Source organism: Pseudomonas sp. KCJK8993, assembly GCF_046230915.1.
Taxonomy (GTDB): Bacteria; Pseudomonadota; Gammaproteobacteria; order Pseudomonadales; family Pseudomonadaceae; genus Aquipseudomonas; species Aquipseudomonas piscis.
Window position 1 is genome coordinate 1 of the sequence record NZ_JBJJLO010000136.1, and the last position, 15,887, is coordinate 15,887.

A 15,887-nucleotide genomic window follows, 5' to 3' on the forward strand; every position below is an offset into this window, starting at 1 on the left:
CCGGCTCTCCGGCGGCAACGCCATCGGGGGGGTGATCAACAGCTGCGATAACCGCATCCCCACCGAAGCCATCGAGGGCATCCACGGTGCCGGCGAATTGCGCTACGGCGGTGCCGACACCACCCGCAGCAGCGCCGGCAAGCTGGAAGCCGGCAACGGCACCTTCGCCCTGCACCTGGACGCCAACTCGCGGCAGTTCAACGACCTGAAGATCCCCGGTTACGCCCGCGGCCGCCATGCTCCGGCAAGCGAAGACGGGGACGCCAAGAAAGGCCGCCTGGGCAACAGCGACGGCCGCCAGGGCGGTGGCGCCATCGGCGGGTCCTATACCTGGGACGACGGCTACGCCGGCTTGTCCTACAGCCACTACGACTCCAACTACGGTTCCCCCGCCGAGCAGGACGTACGCATCCGCATGAAGCAGGACCACTACGCCTTCGCTTCCGAGCTGCGCAACCTGCAAGGCCCTTTCAGTTCGCTGAAGTTCAATGCCGGTTATACCGACTACGAACACCGCGAGATCGAAGGCGGCGAAACCGGCACCACCTTCAAGAATAAGGGTTATGAAGCCCGGGTCGAGGCCCGGCACCTGCCTATCGGCCCGCTCGAAGGGGTGGTCGGGGCCCAGTTCAACCGCAATGAATTCTCGGCCCTGGGCGAGGAAGCCTTTGTCCCGAAAACCGATACCAACAGCGGCGCGCTGTTCATCCTCGAGGAGCTGCAAGCCACGGATCGCCTGAAGTTCAGCCTGGGCGGCCGCCTGGAACACACCGTCGTGGACCCGGATGGCAAGGGCAACGAACGCTTCGCCCAGGCCGACAAATCCAGCAGTTTCACTGCCGGCAGCCTGTCCTCGGGCGCGATCTACACCCTGACTCCGGTCTGGTCCCTGGCCGCCACCCTGGGCTACACCGAACGCGCGCCGACCTTCTACGAGCTGTATGCCAACGGCGCCCACGTCGCCACCGGCACCTACGAAGTGGGCAATGCCAAGCTGTCCAAGGAAAAGGCCGTCTCCAGCGACCTGGCCCTGCGCTTCGACAACGGCGTGCATAAAGGCAGCGTCGGGGTGTTCTACAGCCATTTCTCCAACTACATCGGCCTGCTGGGCACCGGTCGCATGCGCAACGACGAGGGCGAGGAAGATCCGGCGGGTATCCCGGAGTACGCCTACTCCGGCGTGCGGGCGCGCTTCACCGGAATCGAAGCCCAGGATCGCTGGACCCTGGGAGAGAACGCCTATGGCAAGTTCGCCCTGGAGCTGTCCGGCGACTACACCCGGGCCAGGAACCTGGACAACGGCCAGGACCTGCCGCGTATCGCCCCCCTGCGCTTGAACAGCGGCCTGCTGTGGGAACTGGACCGCTGGCAGGCCCGCCTGGACGTGCAACGCGCCGCCAACCAAGGCCGGGTGCCGGACAACGAAAGCGGCACCGATGGCTACACCACCCTGGGAGCCAGCGCCGGATATCGCTTCGACATCGGCAGCAGCCAGTGGCTGGCCTTCGTCAAGGGCGAGAACCTGACCAACCAGACCGTGCGCTACGCCAGTTCGATCCTGCGGGATATCGCCCCAGCGGCCGGGCGCAGTGTGGAAGTGGGCCTGCGCACCACCTTCTAGGGCCCGGCCAGCCAGCGCCCCGCCCGGAGCTCAGCGATAGCGCCGCGGGTCGGTGTCGACCAGGCTGGCCAGTTGGGTCAGGGCAAAGCGCAACTCGTCGCGGGTGGTGGGCGACATCAACACCACCCGCACCTGGCGGCAGGTGGCATCGCGCTCCACCTGGAACTGCGTGCCGCTCATCACCAGCACGCCATTGGCCCGGGCCAGGGTGGCGAACTCATCGGCGGTCCAGGGCTGCGGCAAGGTCAACCACAGGTGGTAGCTGTGGGGCTGGGTCCGGAACTCGAAACCGGCGAACACTTCCCGGGCAATCGCCTGGCGCGCCGCCGCCTCGCTGCGCTGGGTCTCTACCAGCTTGCGGTCCAGCCCCTCGACCAGCACATTGCTGGCCAGTTGCGCGGTCAGCGGCGAGGGCATCCACACGCTGCTGCGGACCATCGCGCTCAAGCGCGACAGCAGCTTGGGCGGGCTGTACAGGTAGCCGACCCGCAGGGCCGGCATGATCGCCTTGGACAGGCTGGTGAGGTACACCGAACGCTCCGGCGCATAGGCCGATAGCGGCTTGATCTGCGGATCGGTGGCGAGAAAACCGTAGATATCGTCGTCGACCAGCAAAAAATCGAACTCTTCGGCCAGTGCCGCAATCTGCGCCCGGCGCCCCGGCGACATGATCGCCGTGGTGGGGTTCTGGCAACTGGCGACACACACCAGCAACGCCGGTTTCTCCCGCAGGCACTGCTCGCGCAGGGCTTCGGGCAGTATCCCCTCCTCGTCCATGGCCACGCCCCGCAAGCGTCGCTCCAGGCCATGGGCCACCGAGAGGATGCCCGGGTAAGCCAGGGACTCGCAGAGCACCAGGTCACCGGCATTGCTCAAGGCGCTGATGGCGACCATCAGCCCGTGCTGCGCGCCGGAGGTGATCACCACCTGTTGCCACTGGGCCTCGGGCAGCGAATGCCGCAGCCACTGCGCCCCGGCCTCGCGGTGGGCCGGATGGCCGCCGTCGGGGGCATAGTCCAGGGCCCGGCCGAAATCGCTGCTGCGGGCCATGTCCACCAGGGCGCCGCGCAGCCAGTACTCCAGGGTTTCGCTGTAGGGCTTGATCAGCGACAGGTCCAGGGCCTCGGACTGGCCCAGGGATAACGACGGCCCGGCTGCGCCCTCCGCCAACGCCAACGGCGCGCGCCCCAGCACGTAGGTGCCACGCCCCACCTCGCCCTGCACCAGGCCGCGGCGCTGGGCTTCGCCGTAGGCCCGATTGATGGTGCCGGGGGTAACGTTCAGGGTCACCGCCAGCTCGCGCAGGGTCGGCAGGCGCTCACCCTCCTTGAGCAGGCCACTGCCGATATCCCGCTGCAGGGCATCGGCGATGGACAGGTAGACCGGCTGATTGAACTCGCTTAACTGGGGAACCCACATGGAGGCTGGTGACCATCGGCTGCATTGAAATGCGGCGCAGCATAGCACAGGGCCGCCGCCCAGCCGCCTATCGAATCAATCGGCAAATTGATTCAATCACCAGGCTCGACTCCTTCCAAAGGAATGTTCATAAAAGTATTTTCAATCAATAAAATCCTTAATAAACAATTATTTATAAGAAAAAATCCAAAAACAAAGCTCTGTATCAAAGCATGATTGCATCAATCCAATTGAATCGATTCAATTTTCTGAAATACACTGAAATACGCCTATAACGATCGACTCAATCACCCACCCTCCACCAGTCGAGATGCCATGCACAACTTCAGCAAGGACCTGTCCCTCTCCGCCGTGGTCGCCGGCTTGATCGCCGTGATCATTTCCTACGCCGGCCCCCTGATCATCGTGTTCCAGGCCGCCCGCGAAGCCCATATGCCCGATGACCAGGTCTCGTCCTGGATCTGGGCCATTTCCATCGGCAGCGGCCTGACCGGCCTGCTGCTGAGCTGGCGCCTGAAAGTACCGGTCATCACTGCCTGGTCCACCCCAGGCGCCGCGCTGCTGGTGTCGATGCTGCCAACGGTATCGTTGCCCCAGGCCATCGGCGCCTACATCGTTGCGTCGCTGATCATCGCCGTGCTCGGCCTCAGCGGCGCCTTCGACAAGCTCATGGCCCGCCTGCCCAAGGCCATCGCCGCCGCGATGCTGGCGGGCATCCTGTTCCGCTTCGGCGCCGGCCTGTTCACCTCGCTCAGCCTGCAACCGGTGCTGGTGCTGGCAATGCTCGCCACCTATCTGCTGGGCAAGCGCTGGTCGCCGCGCTACGCGATCCCCGCCGTGTTGCTGGTGGGCTGTTGCATAGCCGCGGCCCTGGGCGAATTCAACCTGGGGGCCATCACCCTGGCCGTGGCCGAGCCGATCTTCATCGCCCCACAGTGGGATTGGCAGGCCATCGTCAATATCGGCCTGCCCCTGGCCCTGGTGACCCTCACCGGGCAATACGTACCCGGCATGGCGGTCATGCGCAGTTCCGGCTATACCACCCCGGCCCGCTCGATCGTGTCCTGGACCGCCATCACCTCGGCGCTGCTGGCGCCCTTCGGTTCCCATGGCATCAACCTGGCGGCCATCACCGCGGCCATCTGCACAGGCCGTGAAGCCCACGAGCAACCCGAGAAACGCTACATCGCCGGCATTGCCTGCGGCTTGTTCTACCTGCTCATGGGGGTGTTCGGCGCCACCCTGGCCTCGGTCTTCGGCGCCCTGCCCAAGGAGTTGATCGCCGCCCTGGCCGGCCTCGCCCTGTTCGGCGCCATCAGCACCGGCCTGAGCGGCGCCATGGCCGACGACCAGCAACGTGAAGCGGCGCTGATCACCTTCCTGGTCACCGCCTCGGGCATGAGCTTCCTGGGCCTGGCCGCGGCATTCTGGGGCTTGATCTTCGGCCTGGTGGCGTACTTCGTCCTCGGCCATACCCGGCACAAGGCTGCCGTGGCGCAACCGTCCCCATCACGCTGAGCGGCAAAACCCGAACGACTGTTACCGAATCCGAAACGGTTCATGTCGATAAAAGCGCTTTCTCTTGCAGAGAGGGCGCTTTATTCTTCGCACCCGAAGCTGAAACGCTTCACTTTCCTTTTGAAAACAGCGGCCTGGCGCCTCGACCGATAGCGGTCCAGGTCGCGTGCCCTGCCCTTGTTTTGCCTATTCCTAGAAAAAGACCTTATTCGAATGCCTATGCCTCTTTCTCAGCGCGCAAAAGATAGCGCTGTCCTGACACCAGCCGCCTTCCTCGGCGCCCTGGGTTTTGCCGCTTGCGCCCAAGCCACGCCGGCCTTCGACAGCGACTCGCCCTGGATGCTCGGCGACTGGAACGGCACCCGCACGGAACTGGCCAGGCAGGGCTACGACTTCAAGATCGACTATGTCGGCGAGATGGGCGCCAACCTGCGCGGTGGCTACGACCATGACCGCACCGCACGCTACAGCGACCAGTTCGCCTTCGGCAGCCACCTGGACCTGCAGAAGATCCTCGGCTGGCACGATGCCGAGTTCCAGCTGACCGTGACCAAGCGCAATGGCGACAACATCAGCAACGACCGGATCAACGACCCACGGGTCGGCGGTTTCACCTCGGCCCAGGAAGTCTGGGGTCGCGGCCAGACCTGGCGCCTGACCCAGATGTGGTACCAGCAGAAGTTCTTCGACCAGAAGCTGGACATCAAGGCCGGTCGCTTCGGCCAGGGCGAAGACTTCAACAGCTTCCCCTGCGACTTCCAGAACCTGGCGTTCTGCGGCTCGCAAGTGGGCAACTGGGCTGGCAGCGTCTGGTACAACTGGCCGGTCAGCCAGTGGGCCCTGCGCATCAAGTACCACCTGACCCCCGAGCTCTATGCCCAGGTTGGCGCCTACGAGCAGAACCCTTCGAACCTGGACCGCGACAACGGCTTCAAGCTCAGCGGCAGCGGCACCCAGGGCACCCTGCTGCCGGTGGAGCTGGTCTGGACTCCACGGCTCAATGGCCTGCCCGGGGAATACCGCGCCGGCTACTACTACAGCAGCGCCAAGGCCACCGACACCTATAAAGACCGCAATGGCCAGCCCGCCGCGCTGACCGGTGAGGCCTACCGCAGCAGTTCGAGCAAGCACGGCCTGTGGCTGGGCGTGCAACAGCAGATCACCAGCCTGGCCAGCGACCAGTCCCGGGGCCTGAGCCTGTTCGCCAACGTCACCGCCCATGACAAGAAGACCAACGCCATCGACAACTACGTCCAGGCTGGCCTGGTCTACAAGGGGCCGTTCGACGCCCGGGCCAAGGACGATATCGGCTTCGCCCTGGCCCGGGTCCATGTCAACCCGGCCTACCGCAAGAACGCCCAGGCCAGCAACCAGGCCCGCGCGCTGTACGACTACGACAACCCGGGCTACTTGCCGCCCCAGGACACCGAGTACAGCGCCGAGCTGTACTACGGCGTGCACCTGGCCAACTGGCTGACCGTGCGCCCCAACCTGCAATACATCCGCCACCCCGGCGGCGTGAACCAGGTGGACGACGCGCTGATCGGCGGCATCAAGCTGCAGAGTTCGTTCTGAGGCCCGCCGGCAAAAAAAGCCGGCGCCATCCACTTTCCTGCTGAACCAAGCCCGCGCCTGAACGTCATCTACAGTGAACATGCGCGGGTACATTCTTAACGTCACGGAGAACCACACTATGAGCACAGAGGGCGCTTCGAGCCCGAGCCGCTTGCTACCAAGCCTGCTCGGGATCTTGCTGCTGCTAATGGGCCTGGCCTTGCTGGCCGGGGGGATCAAGCTGAGCATGCTCGGCGGCTCGCTGTACTACGTCCTGGCCGGTATCGGCCTGACGCTGACCGGCCTGCTGTTGCTGGCCGGCAAACGCGCGGCACTGGGCCTGTATGCGCTGGTGCTGTTCGCCAGCACCCTCTGGTCGCTGTGGGAAATCGGCCTGGACTGGTGGCAACTGGTACCGCGCCTGTCGTTGTGGTTCGCCCTGGGCGTGGTCTTGCTGCTGCCCTGGTTCCGTCGCCCACTGCTGCGTGATGGCCCGGCCCCCATGGGCACCGCCGCCCTGAGCGTGGCCGTGGTCCTGGCGGGTGGCGCCGCCATCGGCAGCCAGTTCACCAACCCCGGGGAAATCTCCGGCGACCTGGGCCGTGACAGCGCGGACATGGCCAGTACCGCACCGGCCATACCGGATGGCGACTGGCAGGCCTACGGCCGTACCGAATTCGGGGACCGCTACTCGCCGCTCAAGCAGATCACTCCGGCCAACCTGGGCAAGCTGCAGGAAGCCTGGCGCATCCGCACCGGCGACATGCCGACCGCCAAGGACCCGGTGGAAATCACCAACCAGAACACTCCGCTCAAGGCCAACGGCATGCTCTATGCCTGCACCGCCCACAGCAAGGTACTGGCGCTGGACCCGGATACCGGCAAGGAAATCTGGCGTTTCGACCCGCAGATCCAAGGCCCCAACGGTGACGACTTCCGTGGCTGGGCCCACATGACCTGCCGTGGCGTGTCGTACTACGACGAAGCCAACTACCAGAACTCCGACGCCATCAGCCGTCCGGCACCGCTGTCCCCCGCCGGCCAGGCCATCGCCACCAGTTGCCCACGCCGCCTGTTCCTGCCAACCGCCGACGCGCGCCTGATCGCCATCAACGCCGACACCGGCAAGGTCTGCGAAGACTTCGGCAACAAGGGCGCCGTGGACCTCAAGGCCGGCATCGGCCCGTTCACTCCCGGTGGCTACTACTCCACCTCGCCGGCGGCCATCACCCGCAACCTGGTGATCATCGGCGGTCACGTGACCGATAACGAGTCGACCAACGAGCCGTCCGGGGTCATCCGTGCCTTCGACGTGCACGACGGCCACCTGGTCTGGAACTGGGACTCGGGCAACCCCGACGAAACCACGCCGCTGCCTGAAGGCAAGACCTACACTCGCAACTCGCCGAACATGTGGTCCCTGGCCAGCGTCGACGAGAAACTGGGCCTGGTCTACCTGCCACTGGGCAACCAGATGCCCGACCAATGGGGCGGCAACCGCAGCGCGGGCGCCGAGAAGTTCAGCGCCGGCACCGTGGCCCTGGATATCGATACCGGCAAGCTGCGCTGGAACTACCAGTTCACCCACCACGACCTGTGGGACATGGACGTGGGCAGCCAGCCAACCCTGCTGGACATGAAGACCGCGGACGGCATCAAGCCGGCGCTGATCCAGCCGACCAAGCAAGGCAGCCTGTATGTGCTGGACCGTCGCGACGGCACCCCGATCGTGCCGATCCGCGAGATCCCGGCGCCGACCGGTGCCGTGGAAGGCGACCATACCGCGCCGACCCAGGCTCGCTCGGACCTGAACCTGCTGAACCCGCCACTGGATGAAAAAGCCATGTGGGGCGCCACTCCGTTCGACCAGATGCTGTGCCGCATCCAGTTCAAGGAGCTGCGCTATGACGGCCAGTACACCCCGCCATCGGTGCAGGGCAGCCTGGTCTATCCGGGTAACGTCGGCGTGTTCAACTGGGGCAGCGTCTCGCTGGATCCGGTACGCCAGCTGCTGTTCACCAGCCCGAACTACATGGCCTTCGTGTCCAAGCTGGTGCCGCGCGCCGAAGTGGCCGCCGGCAGCAAGCGCGAAAGCGAGACCTCGGGCGTACAACCCAACACCGGCGCTCCTTATGCAGTGATCATGCATCCGTTCATGTCGCCGCTCGGCGTGCCTTGCCAGGCGCCGGCCTGGGGCTACGTCGCCGGCATCGACCTGACCACCAACAAGGTGGTGTGGAAGCACAAGAACGGCACCAGCCGTGACAGCTCGCCGATCCCGATCGGCCTGCCGATGGGCGTACCGAGCATGGGCGGTTCCATGGTCACCGCCGGCGGCGTGGGCTTCCTCAGCGGCACCCTGGACCAGTACATCCGTGGCTATGACGTGAAGAACGGCAAGGAGCTGTGGAAATCCCGCCTGCCAGCCGGCGGCCAGGCCACGCCGATGAGCTACACCGGCAAGGATGGCAAGCAGTACGTGCTGGTGGTCGTGGGCGGCCACGGCTCCCTGGGCACCAAGATGGGCGACTACATCATTGCCTACAAACTGTCGGAATAACCCCTGACAGCAACTGAAAAGGCGGCTACCTGCGGGTAGCCGCCTTTTTTTGTGCTCGCCCTCACATGCCTTCGTGTAATAGCTACCACCGAGTCAGAGCTGCTTCGTGTAGCCGCTGCCGCAGGCTGCGTAGGGCCGCGCAGCGGACGCAGACACAGGAAGGCCCTACGGGCCTTGGCGCAGCCTCACAAGCTCGGCAGCGGCTACGGCCATGGGTTTTGAAAAGTCCTACAGCTCACAGAGAACAGCATCACCTTGTTCCCTGCGACCACCTGCCTTTAAGGTCGGCAGGATCACCGGGCAGGCCCCAGGCAATGGACGACGACACCCCACACTCCCCCAGGCGCTTCATGCCTCTCACCAGCAACGACTACGACATCCCCGCCCTGCTGGTGGACACCCAGGCCCCGCTGGATGCCCTGCACGAAGCGGCCATCCACCGTATCCGTGCCGCGACCCAGCTGCTGGAAAGCATCGCCAGCCAGGACCACCTCGGTGGCAATCCGCAATTACTCCAGGACTTCGCCCAACTGTGCGTCATCCCCTTGCGTGATGGCTGCGACTTGCTGGATGTACTGGGCCGCCGCCTGCAGGAACAACTGGCCGATTGACCCTGCCAACCTGCGTAATTGCAAAGGGACATTAGCCCATCTGTGCTAATCGACCCTCCCCCTCCCCCGACGCTATAGTTTTGGCCAACCACCTCGTTCCCACCACCACCGCCGTCCTGCGGTGCGGGGGACGGCTGCGCCGTGGAAAGAAACTACAACACCAAGGAAGCGTCATCATGAAACTCCATCCCAACGTCCGTTCCTTCACCCTGCTCAGCGGCCTGGTAGTCGCGCTCGCCGGCTGCGCCGTCGCCAGCCCCAGCAACGACGACCTGAAGAACCGCGCCCAACTCACCATCGGCAAGAACGTGACCAGCGTCTCGAATGTACGCAGCGACAACAGCCAGACCTACTTCACCGCCAACACCAGCGCCGGTGGCTACAACTGCGTGCTGGCCTCCGGCGGCATGGTTGCCTTTGCCAGCATGGGCGGGGTGATCTCGATGCCCGCCGAGTGCAACAAGGAATAAAGCGACCATCCCGGAAACTCGCGACGAGCCCCGACACAGGGCTATGCCGCGCGAACGCACGACTCCCTGCAAAGGTCCCTCCGTCATGACATCCCGCCTAATCATGGTCACCGGTACGGTGCTGCTCGCCTGTGCCCTGAGCGCCTGCGCCCCGCGCCAGGGACGAACCCTGGACGAATACCCATCGGTGAAGATCCCCACCGTGCAATACCCCGACGTCCCCTTCGACACCCAGGCCGCACGCGCGGCCCTGCAACCGGGCACGGCCACCCTCACCGGCAAGTTCTGCATCGTCGGCAACGACGGCATCGAGGACAGCCGCGACGTCAAGATCTATCTCTACCCGGTCACCCCGCACCTGCAGGCCTGGCACAAGTTGCGCGCGTCCCAACCCGAAGGCGCACCGGTGAGCATGGTCCCCGAGGCCGTGGCCGTGCACCGGGTGACCCGCACCGACGGCAACGGCATCTTCCAGTTCACCGGTCTGCAACCGGGCCGGTACTTCGTCCAGGGCCAGGACATGGTGTACGGCACCAGCCGCTGGAACGAGTACGTGGGCACTGGCCAGAGCAACACCAACTATGGGCCGGTGACCACTCACTACTACACCGAGCGCAGCTCGATCTCTTCGTACTCGGGCATGCTGGATGACTTCGTCGAACTCGCCAGTGGCGAGAACAAGAAGCTGACCATGACCAACTACCCCCTGCTCATCCCATGCCGGACCTGGTAGCGGCTCCTGCCACCGCGCTCTTTTGAGGGGCCGCCATCGGCGTCTCGCGCAGGGCGCGCAAGGTGGCGCGCAGTTCCACCGGCCGCACCGGCTTGGACAGGATGGCGATGTTGCGATCGTGCAGCGCGGCATGGATCTTCTCGACATCGTGGCCGGTGATGATCAGCGCCGGCACTTCCCAGCCCCGCTGCTGGCGGATGTTATCGATGCACTCGATGCCCGAGAGCCGAGTGCCCAGGTCATAGTCGGCGACGATGATGTCGCAATCGGTGACCAGCTCCTCGGCCGAGGCCTCGGCCTGGACCACGCAGCCCCAGCGCTCCAGCAGTGCCGAAGTCGCCAGCAGCACGTTGCGGTCATCCTCCACCAGGCACACCCGCAATCCGCTCAGCAGGCCGTTCTGCAACGCCTCGTCGTGGCGCCGCAACTGCTGCGGCGCGGCCGGTTGCAGGCCCGACAGGGTCACGCTGGTGCCATGGCCGACCCGCGAGCGCAGGCGCACCTCCAGGTCCACCAGATGCCCCAGGCGCTTGACGATGGACAACCCCAGGCCCACGCCTTCGACGTCCTTGTCGCGCAACTGGCGGACCCGGTAGAACTCTTCGAAGATCCGCGGCAGGTGCTCTTCGGCGATGCCCCGCCCACGGTCGTGGATCTCGATGGCCAGGCCCTGGCCACGGCGGCGCACGCCAATCAGCACGGGTCCCTGCGGCGCATACTTGAAGCAGTTGGACAAAACGTTCTGCACCATGGTCGCCAGCAACCCGGGATCGATGCGTACCCAGTGGTTGCACGGCCGCAGCCGCAGCTCGACCCCGGCCCAGCGCGCCGCCTCGGCGTTCTGCCGTATCAGGTCACGCAGCAACTGCCCCAGGTGCACGGTTTCGTGCTTGGGTTGCACACGCCCGTTGTCCAGGGTGTAGAGATCCAGGATGGAGCGGAACAACTGCGACACGTTGAGCAGCGAACGGTCGATGTTGTCCACCAGGCGCCGCTCCTCCTGGCCGAGGTTGGCCTCGCGCAGGCAGGCAGTGAACAGGCCGATGGAGTGGATCGGCTGGCGCAGGTCATGGCTGGCCTGGGCCAGGAAACGCGATTTTTCCAGGTTGGCGGCAATGGCTTGCTCGGAGGCGAGTCGGGTGCGCTTGAGCAGGATATGGGCATAGATCGGGATCACGGTACTGGTGACCATCAGCATCAGCACCATGTAGGGGTGGCTTCGCCAGTACGGGGTCAGCAGGTAGACCATGAACAACGCGAACAGCGCCAGGACGGTGGCGATGGCCAGGTAGCGCGAACCGAAGCGCATGCCGTTGCCCAGGTTGACCCAGACCATCACCGCATAGATGGGCAGGGCGCCCTCGCCACCCACCACCAGGCCGAAGCAGGTGCCGGTGTAGTCGTAGATGATCCCCAGGATTCGCCGGGCCGGGTAATGCCCCGGCCAGCGGGCGATGGCCATGCGCAGCCCGATGGATACCAGGGTGAAGACGATGATGTAGATGATCACCGGCAGGTAGGTGTCGAAATCCTGCCCCGGCAGGCAACTGGTGATGATCACGTAGACCAGCGCGCAACTGGCGACGATGATGCGCAACGTGGCCTGGTCGAGCTCACTGTCCTTTTCGACTTTCATGCAACCGACTCCTTGTTCGGGACACCGGCACGGTGCCTCGCTGGCAATACGTGGTATCGGACACGACCAGCGGGCAGGTACAGTGCCGACCTGCCAAGGTAGCATGGCCCCAGGACTGATTGTTTCAAGGAGCTTCAAGACATGACATGCAGGATCATCGTCGCCGACGACCATCCCCTGTTTCGCGAGGGCATGCTGCGCACCGTCCAGCGCCTGCTGCCCGAGGCGGTCCTCGAAGAAGCCGGCGACCTGGCGGCCGTGCAGGCCCTGGCCGGCAATGGCGAGGAGCCGGACTCGCTGATCCTCGACCTGCGCTTTCCCGGGCTGACCTCGGTGAGCATGATCGCCGAGTTGCGCCGGCAACTGCCCAGGACCTCGATCATCGTGGTGTCGATGGTCGACAATCAGGACCTGATCAGTGAAGTCATGGCCGCCGGCGCCGACGGTTTCATCGGCAAGAACATCTGCCCCGAGGAGATCGCCCAGGCGATCCTCGACATCCGCCAGGGCGAGGTGGTGGTCAAGTACGCGCCCTCCGGCCTGCTGCTGCCCCTGGATGCCTGCACCGAACTCAGCGCCCTCACCACCCGTCAGCAGGAAGTGCTGCGCCTGATCGCCCAGGGCAAGACCAACAAGGAAATCGCCCGGGAACTGGACATCTCGCCGTTCACCGTGCGCATCCACGTCTCGTCGCTGCTGCACGCCCTGAAGGTGCCCTCCCGGGCCGCGGCGGCAGTGAAGTTCGCCGGCAACGGCTGAACCGCCCATTGCCCCACCGACCCGATGTGCCCAGGCCTGGCGGCTACGCTGGAGAAAACATGCACACCGCAGTACCCGAAGACATGCTCGAACAATTGCAACGCTGGATCGGCGACAGCGAATCCACCAACTGGAACGAATACATCACCGAGCATGTGGGCAAGGGCGTGCTGCGGGCCTTTACCCCAACGCAATGGCAACGCCTTGACGCGATGCTCCTGGATCAGCCCGAGTACTGGCAGCAACGCTGCGCCGCCGCCCTGGGGGAACTGCGCAGCCCGCAAGCCATCGAGCTGCTGAAACGCCTGCTGGAAGAGTCGCCGTACCTGGATGTGCGGATCATGGCGATCTATGAACTGGACTGGGCGGAAATAGTCATCGAACGACGCTATGCATTGCCCGTCCGCGAGGTCATGGCCCAGCTCCCCGAAGACCAGGTCGAACCCGAGCTGCACAGCCTGCTGGCCAAGGCCGAGACCGCTCCCTGTTGATCCGCCGGACGATGGCAGAGTCAGCCCCCGGCCTTCAGCTCGAGACCCGTGCCTTGAGCAACCAGCGTTCGAAGGCTTCGGTAATCAGCGGTCGGCTGATCAGGTAACCCTGTACGGTATCGCACCCCCAGTTCTCCAGCAGCCTCAGGCAATGCTCGAACTCCACCCCCTCGGCCACCACCTTGAGCCCCAGCTTGTGGCTCATTTCAATGGTCGAGCGCACGATCACCGCATCCCCACTGGTTTCGTCCAGATTACGGATGAACGACTGGTCGATCTTCAGCTCCTGCACCGGCAGGCGCTGCAATTGCGCCAGGGACGAGTAGCCGGTGCCGAAGTCATCCACCGACAGGCTGATGCCACAGCCACGCAGGCGCTGGAGTACCGCCAGGGATTCTTCCGGATGACGCATGATGGCGCTTTCGGTGATCTCGAAGACCAGTTGCTCGGCCACCACCTGATAACGGTCCAGGCACTGGCTGACCCGGTCCACCAGGCCGCTGTCTTCCAGATCCCGGGCCGAAATGTTCAATGACAGGCGCACCGGCAGGGCCCGGCGATTCCATTCGGCCAACTGGCGGATGCAGGCCTCGATGACCCAGGTCGTCAGGCTGTGCATGCTGCCGGTACGCTCGGCCAGGGGAATGAATTCCGCCGGGGGCACCACGCCGAACACCGGGTGCTGCCAGCGCAACAGGGCTTCGGCCTGGTGCAGGTAATCCCGGCGCAGGTCCAGTTTGGGCTGGAACAACAGGAACAGCTCGCCCTCGGCGGCGGCACGTCGCAAGTCGCGAATCAGGCTGATCTGCCGCTGATGGGCCAGGTCGCGGTCCTGCTGGTAGACCTGCAGGTAACCCGGCTTGAGCGAGGCGTCGTGGCGGGCGATGGCCGCACGGCTGATCAGCTCTTCGGCCGACTGGCCATCGGCCGGGTACACCGCCACCCCCACGCAGATCTGCAATCTGACTTCATCGCCCTGGATCAGCTGCGGCCGGCTGAGCAGGCCATGGAGCCGGTCGGCCATGGCGATGGCGCCAGTGAGCTCGGTGTTCTCCAGCAACAGCAGGAACTCGCTGGAGGTGATGCGCGCCGCCGTATCGCCCTGGGACAACACTTCCCGCAAGCGCCAGCTGAGCTCGCCCAACATCTGCTCCAGGCCTTCGGCACCGAAGCCTTCGTTGATCGCCCGGTAATTGTCGATCCCCAGGTACAGCAGCACCACGTTGCGCCGCTCGGCAATGGCCTTGCTCAAACGCTCGATGGCCAGGACCCGGTTGGGCAACCCGGTCAGTGGGTCGTGCAGGGCGTTATGGGCCAGTTGTCGCTCGCGGGTGGCGATGGCGCTCTGCATCGCGTTGAAGGCATCGGTCAGCACTCCGAACTCATCGCTGCGCTTGATCGCTACCGGCGCCTGGTAATTGCCGGAACCGATGCGCCGGGCCGCCTGGGCCAGGTCCTCCAGAGGCCGGGCCACCCAGCGCGCCATCAACAAGGCGCAGAACAGCGATGCGATTAGCGCCACGCCGGCGATCCACAAGAACTCCCGGTCCAACGGTGCGAAGGCTTCCAGGGCCTGCTCCATGGGGCTCTGCAGCAGGGCCATGACCCGTGGGTCGCCTTCGTCGTCGGTATTGGCCAATTGCAGCGCCTGGTTGAGGAAGCGCTGACCATGGAGTTCGCTCAACTGCGGCAACGGTTGCCACAACGAGTCATGCAAGATGTTGATGATGGCCGACCAGAACACCTCCGGCTGGGTGCTGAACAACTCGCCGGAGCGTTGTCCGTCCACCGCCAGGAACGAGACCTCGAGGTTGCTCATCGAGCGCAGTTCCTGGGCGAAGGACTCGTCCATGGGAAACCCCATGACCACCCGGGCGATCGGCAACGGCTCGAGCACTTCACCCTGGACCAGCAGGTAGGGCCGGTCCTGGATCGCCACCAGCAGCATGTGGATGTCGTGGCGCAGGGCCCGACGCAACGCCTGGTCATAGGGGAAGGCCTGGTCGCGACCGATGGCTGGCAGGGTACTGGCGATGACCCGGCCTTCCGGGGACAGGACGAACATCTCGCTGGAGCGAATGCCACCCCGGTGCTGGGCCAGGGCCGCGAGGATATCCACCGGCCTGCCGCTGATCACCGCGCGGCGAAACTCGGCATCCCCCACCAGCCAGTCGATGCCGTATTGCAGGTTGCGCCCGCGAGAATCCAGCAAACGTTCGAAGACCCGGGTGCCGGTCTTCAACTGCAATTGCGCCTGGCGCTCCACCGCCTGGGTAGTGGCGGCCTTGACCGCGAAATACACCGCGGCGATCAGCACCAGGAGCAACAGTGCCAGTACCCCGACGATCCTTGCCTGGAAGGTTCGACGCCACCTCATGAGGCTGCTCTCGACAACTCCGGTTGCCGGCAGGATCCAGGAAACGACAATGCGGCTAGCTGCCGCCGGGCGCTGAAAAATCCGTTCTTCATACCCATCCCTCTGAGAAGCTGAACATGGCCGTCAAATAAATGGCGT

The 15,887-nt window shown here is 64.8% G+C and carries 12 protein-coding genes; 9 read left to right on the forward strand and 3 right to left on the reverse strand.

The window, feature by feature from the left end; all coding sequences use genetic code 11:
- Window positions 1-1,621, forward strand: a 1,621-nt coding sequence (locus ACK6AU_RS28225; protein WP_409302819.1) for a TonB-dependent receptor, incomplete at its 5' end; no start/stop codon positions are given.
- Window positions 1,622-1,651: 30 nt separating this feature from the next.
- On the opposite strand, the gene ACK6AU_RS28230 is transcribed toward ACK6AU_RS28225, so the two are convergent.
- Window positions 1,652-3,040 (reverse strand): PLP-dependent aminotransferase family protein, encoded by a 1,389-nt coding sequence (locus tag ACK6AU_RS28230; RefSeq protein WP_185698528.1) that lies wholly within the window; start codon window positions 3,038-3,040, stop codon window positions 1,652-1,654.
- A gap of 315 nt (window positions 3,041-3,355) precedes the next feature.
- Between ACK6AU_RS28230 and ACK6AU_RS28235 the strand changes: the two genes are divergently transcribed.
- The 6 genes from ACK6AU_RS28235 to ACK6AU_RS28260 all read left to right on the forward strand — a co-directional run bounded on the left by ACK6AU_RS28235 (window position 3,356) and on the right by ACK6AU_RS28260 (window position 10,486).
- The gene (locus ACK6AU_RS28235; protein ID WP_185698529.1) at window positions 3,356-4,558 is read left to right on the forward strand and encodes a benzoate/H(+) symporter BenE family transporter; all 1,203 of its coding nucleotides are present in this window, start codon (window positions 3,356-3,358) and stop codon (window positions 4,556-4,558) included.
- A 219-nt stretch (window positions 4,559-4,777) separates the two neighbouring features.
- Complete coding sequence (locus tag ACK6AU_RS28240; RefSeq protein ID WP_185698530.1) at window positions 4,778-6,133, forward strand: carbohydrate porin; 1,356 nt, start codon at window positions 4,778-4,780, stop codon at window positions 6,131-6,133.
- A 118-nt stretch (window positions 6,134-6,251) separates the two neighbouring features.
- Window positions 6,252-8,672, forward strand: a complete 2,421-nt coding sequence (locus ACK6AU_RS28245; RefSeq protein ID WP_185698531.1) for a glucose/quinate/shikimate family membrane-bound PQQ-dependent dehydrogenase — start codon at window positions 6,252-6,254, stop codon at window positions 8,670-8,672.
- Window positions 8,673-9,022: 350 nt separating this feature from the next.
- Complete coding sequence (locus ACK6AU_RS28250) at window positions 9,023-9,283, forward strand: hypothetical protein (protein WP_022640657.1); 261 nt, start codon at window positions 9,023-9,025, stop codon at window positions 9,281-9,283.
- Window positions 9,284-9,459: 176 nt separating this feature from the next.
- A complete protein-coding gene (locus ACK6AU_RS28255) occupies window positions 9,460-9,753 on the forward strand; it encodes a hypothetical protein (RefSeq protein WP_185698533.1) in 294 nt (97 codons plus the stop codon).
- Between the two features lie 85 nt (window positions 9,754-9,838).
- The gene (locus ACK6AU_RS28260) at window positions 9,839-10,486 is read left to right on the forward strand and encodes a carboxypeptidase-like regulatory domain-containing protein (RefSeq protein WP_185698534.1); all 648 of its coding nucleotides are present in this window, start codon (window positions 9,839-9,841) and stop codon (window positions 10,484-10,486) included.
- On the opposite strand, the gene ACK6AU_RS28265 is transcribed toward ACK6AU_RS28260, so the two are convergent.
- A complete protein-coding gene (locus ACK6AU_RS28265) occupies window positions 10,464-12,122 on the reverse strand; it encodes a hybrid sensor histidine kinase/response regulator (protein WP_185698535.1) in 1,659 nt (552 codons plus the stop codon). The two genes, ACK6AU_RS28260 and ACK6AU_RS28265, sit on opposite strands and share 23 nt — an antisense overlap.
- Before the next feature lie 141 nt (window positions 12,123-12,263).
- Here ACK6AU_RS28265 and ACK6AU_RS28270 point away from each other — a divergent pair, with 141 nt between their 5' ends.
- Window positions 12,264-12,881 (forward strand): response regulator transcription factor, encoded by a 618-nt coding sequence (locus tag ACK6AU_RS28270; RefSeq protein ID WP_185698536.1) that lies wholly within the window; start codon window positions 12,264-12,266, stop codon window positions 12,879-12,881.
- A 59-nt stretch (window positions 12,882-12,940) separates the two neighbouring features.
- Window positions 12,941-13,372 (forward strand): HEAT repeat domain-containing protein, encoded by a 432-nt coding sequence (locus tag ACK6AU_RS28275; RefSeq protein WP_185698537.1) that lies wholly within the window; start codon window positions 12,941-12,943, stop codon window positions 13,370-13,372.
- 34 nt (window positions 13,373-13,406) lie between these two features.
- On the opposite strand, the gene ACK6AU_RS28280 is transcribed toward ACK6AU_RS28275, so the two are convergent.
- The gene (locus tag ACK6AU_RS28280) at window positions 13,407-15,749 is read right to left on the reverse strand and encodes a putative bifunctional diguanylate cyclase/phosphodiesterase (RefSeq protein WP_409302824.1); all 2,343 of its coding nucleotides are present in this window, start codon (window positions 15,747-15,749) and stop codon (window positions 13,407-13,409) included.
- Window positions 15,750-15,887: the final 138 nt, after the last annotated feature.

What these genes read in the sequence shown, in the direction of transcription:
- ACK6AU_RS28280 (WP_409302824.1), bottom strand. Translation starts at nt 15,749, where the DNA reads ATGAGGTGGCGTCGAACCTTCCAGGCAAGGATCGTCGGGGTACTGGCA.
- ACK6AU_RS28260 (WP_185698534.1), top strand. Translation starts at nt 9,839, where the DNA reads ATGACATCCCGCCTAATCATGGTCACCGGTACGGTGCTGCTCGCCTGT.
- ACK6AU_RS28245 (WP_185698531.1), top strand. Translation starts at nt 6,252, where the DNA reads ATGAGCACAGAGGGCGCTTCGAGCCCGAGCCGCTTGCTACCAAGCCTG.
- ACK6AU_RS28240 (WP_185698530.1), top strand. Translation starts at nt 4,778, where the DNA reads ATGCCTCTTTCTCAGCGCGCAAAAGATAGCGCTGTCCTGACACCAGCC.
- ACK6AU_RS28230 (WP_185698528.1), bottom strand. Translation starts at nt 3,040, where the DNA reads ATGTGGGTTCCCCAGTTAAGCGAGTTCAATCAGCCGGTCTACCTGTCC.
- ACK6AU_RS28275 (WP_185698537.1), top strand. Translation starts at nt 12,941, where the DNA reads ATGCACACCGCAGTACCCGAAGACATGCTCGAACAATTGCAACGCTGG.
- ACK6AU_RS28255 (WP_185698533.1), top strand. Translation starts at nt 9,460, where the DNA reads ATGAAACTCCATCCCAACGTCCGTTCCTTCACCCTGCTCAGCGGCCTG.
- ACK6AU_RS28270 (WP_185698536.1), top strand. Translation starts at nt 12,264, where the DNA reads ATGACATGCAGGATCATCGTCGCCGACGACCATCCCCTGTTTCGCGAG.
- ACK6AU_RS28250 (WP_022640657.1), top strand. Translation starts at nt 9,023, where the DNA reads ATGCCTCTCACCAGCAACGACTACGACATCCCCGCCCTGCTGGTGGAC.
- ACK6AU_RS28265 (WP_185698535.1), bottom strand. Translation starts at nt 12,122, where the DNA reads ATGAAAGTCGAAAAGGACAGTGAGCTCGACCAGGCCACGTTGCGCATC.
- ACK6AU_RS28235 (WP_185698529.1), top strand. Translation starts at nt 3,356, where the DNA reads ATGCACAACTTCAGCAAGGACCTGTCCCTCTCCGCCGTGGTCGCCGGC.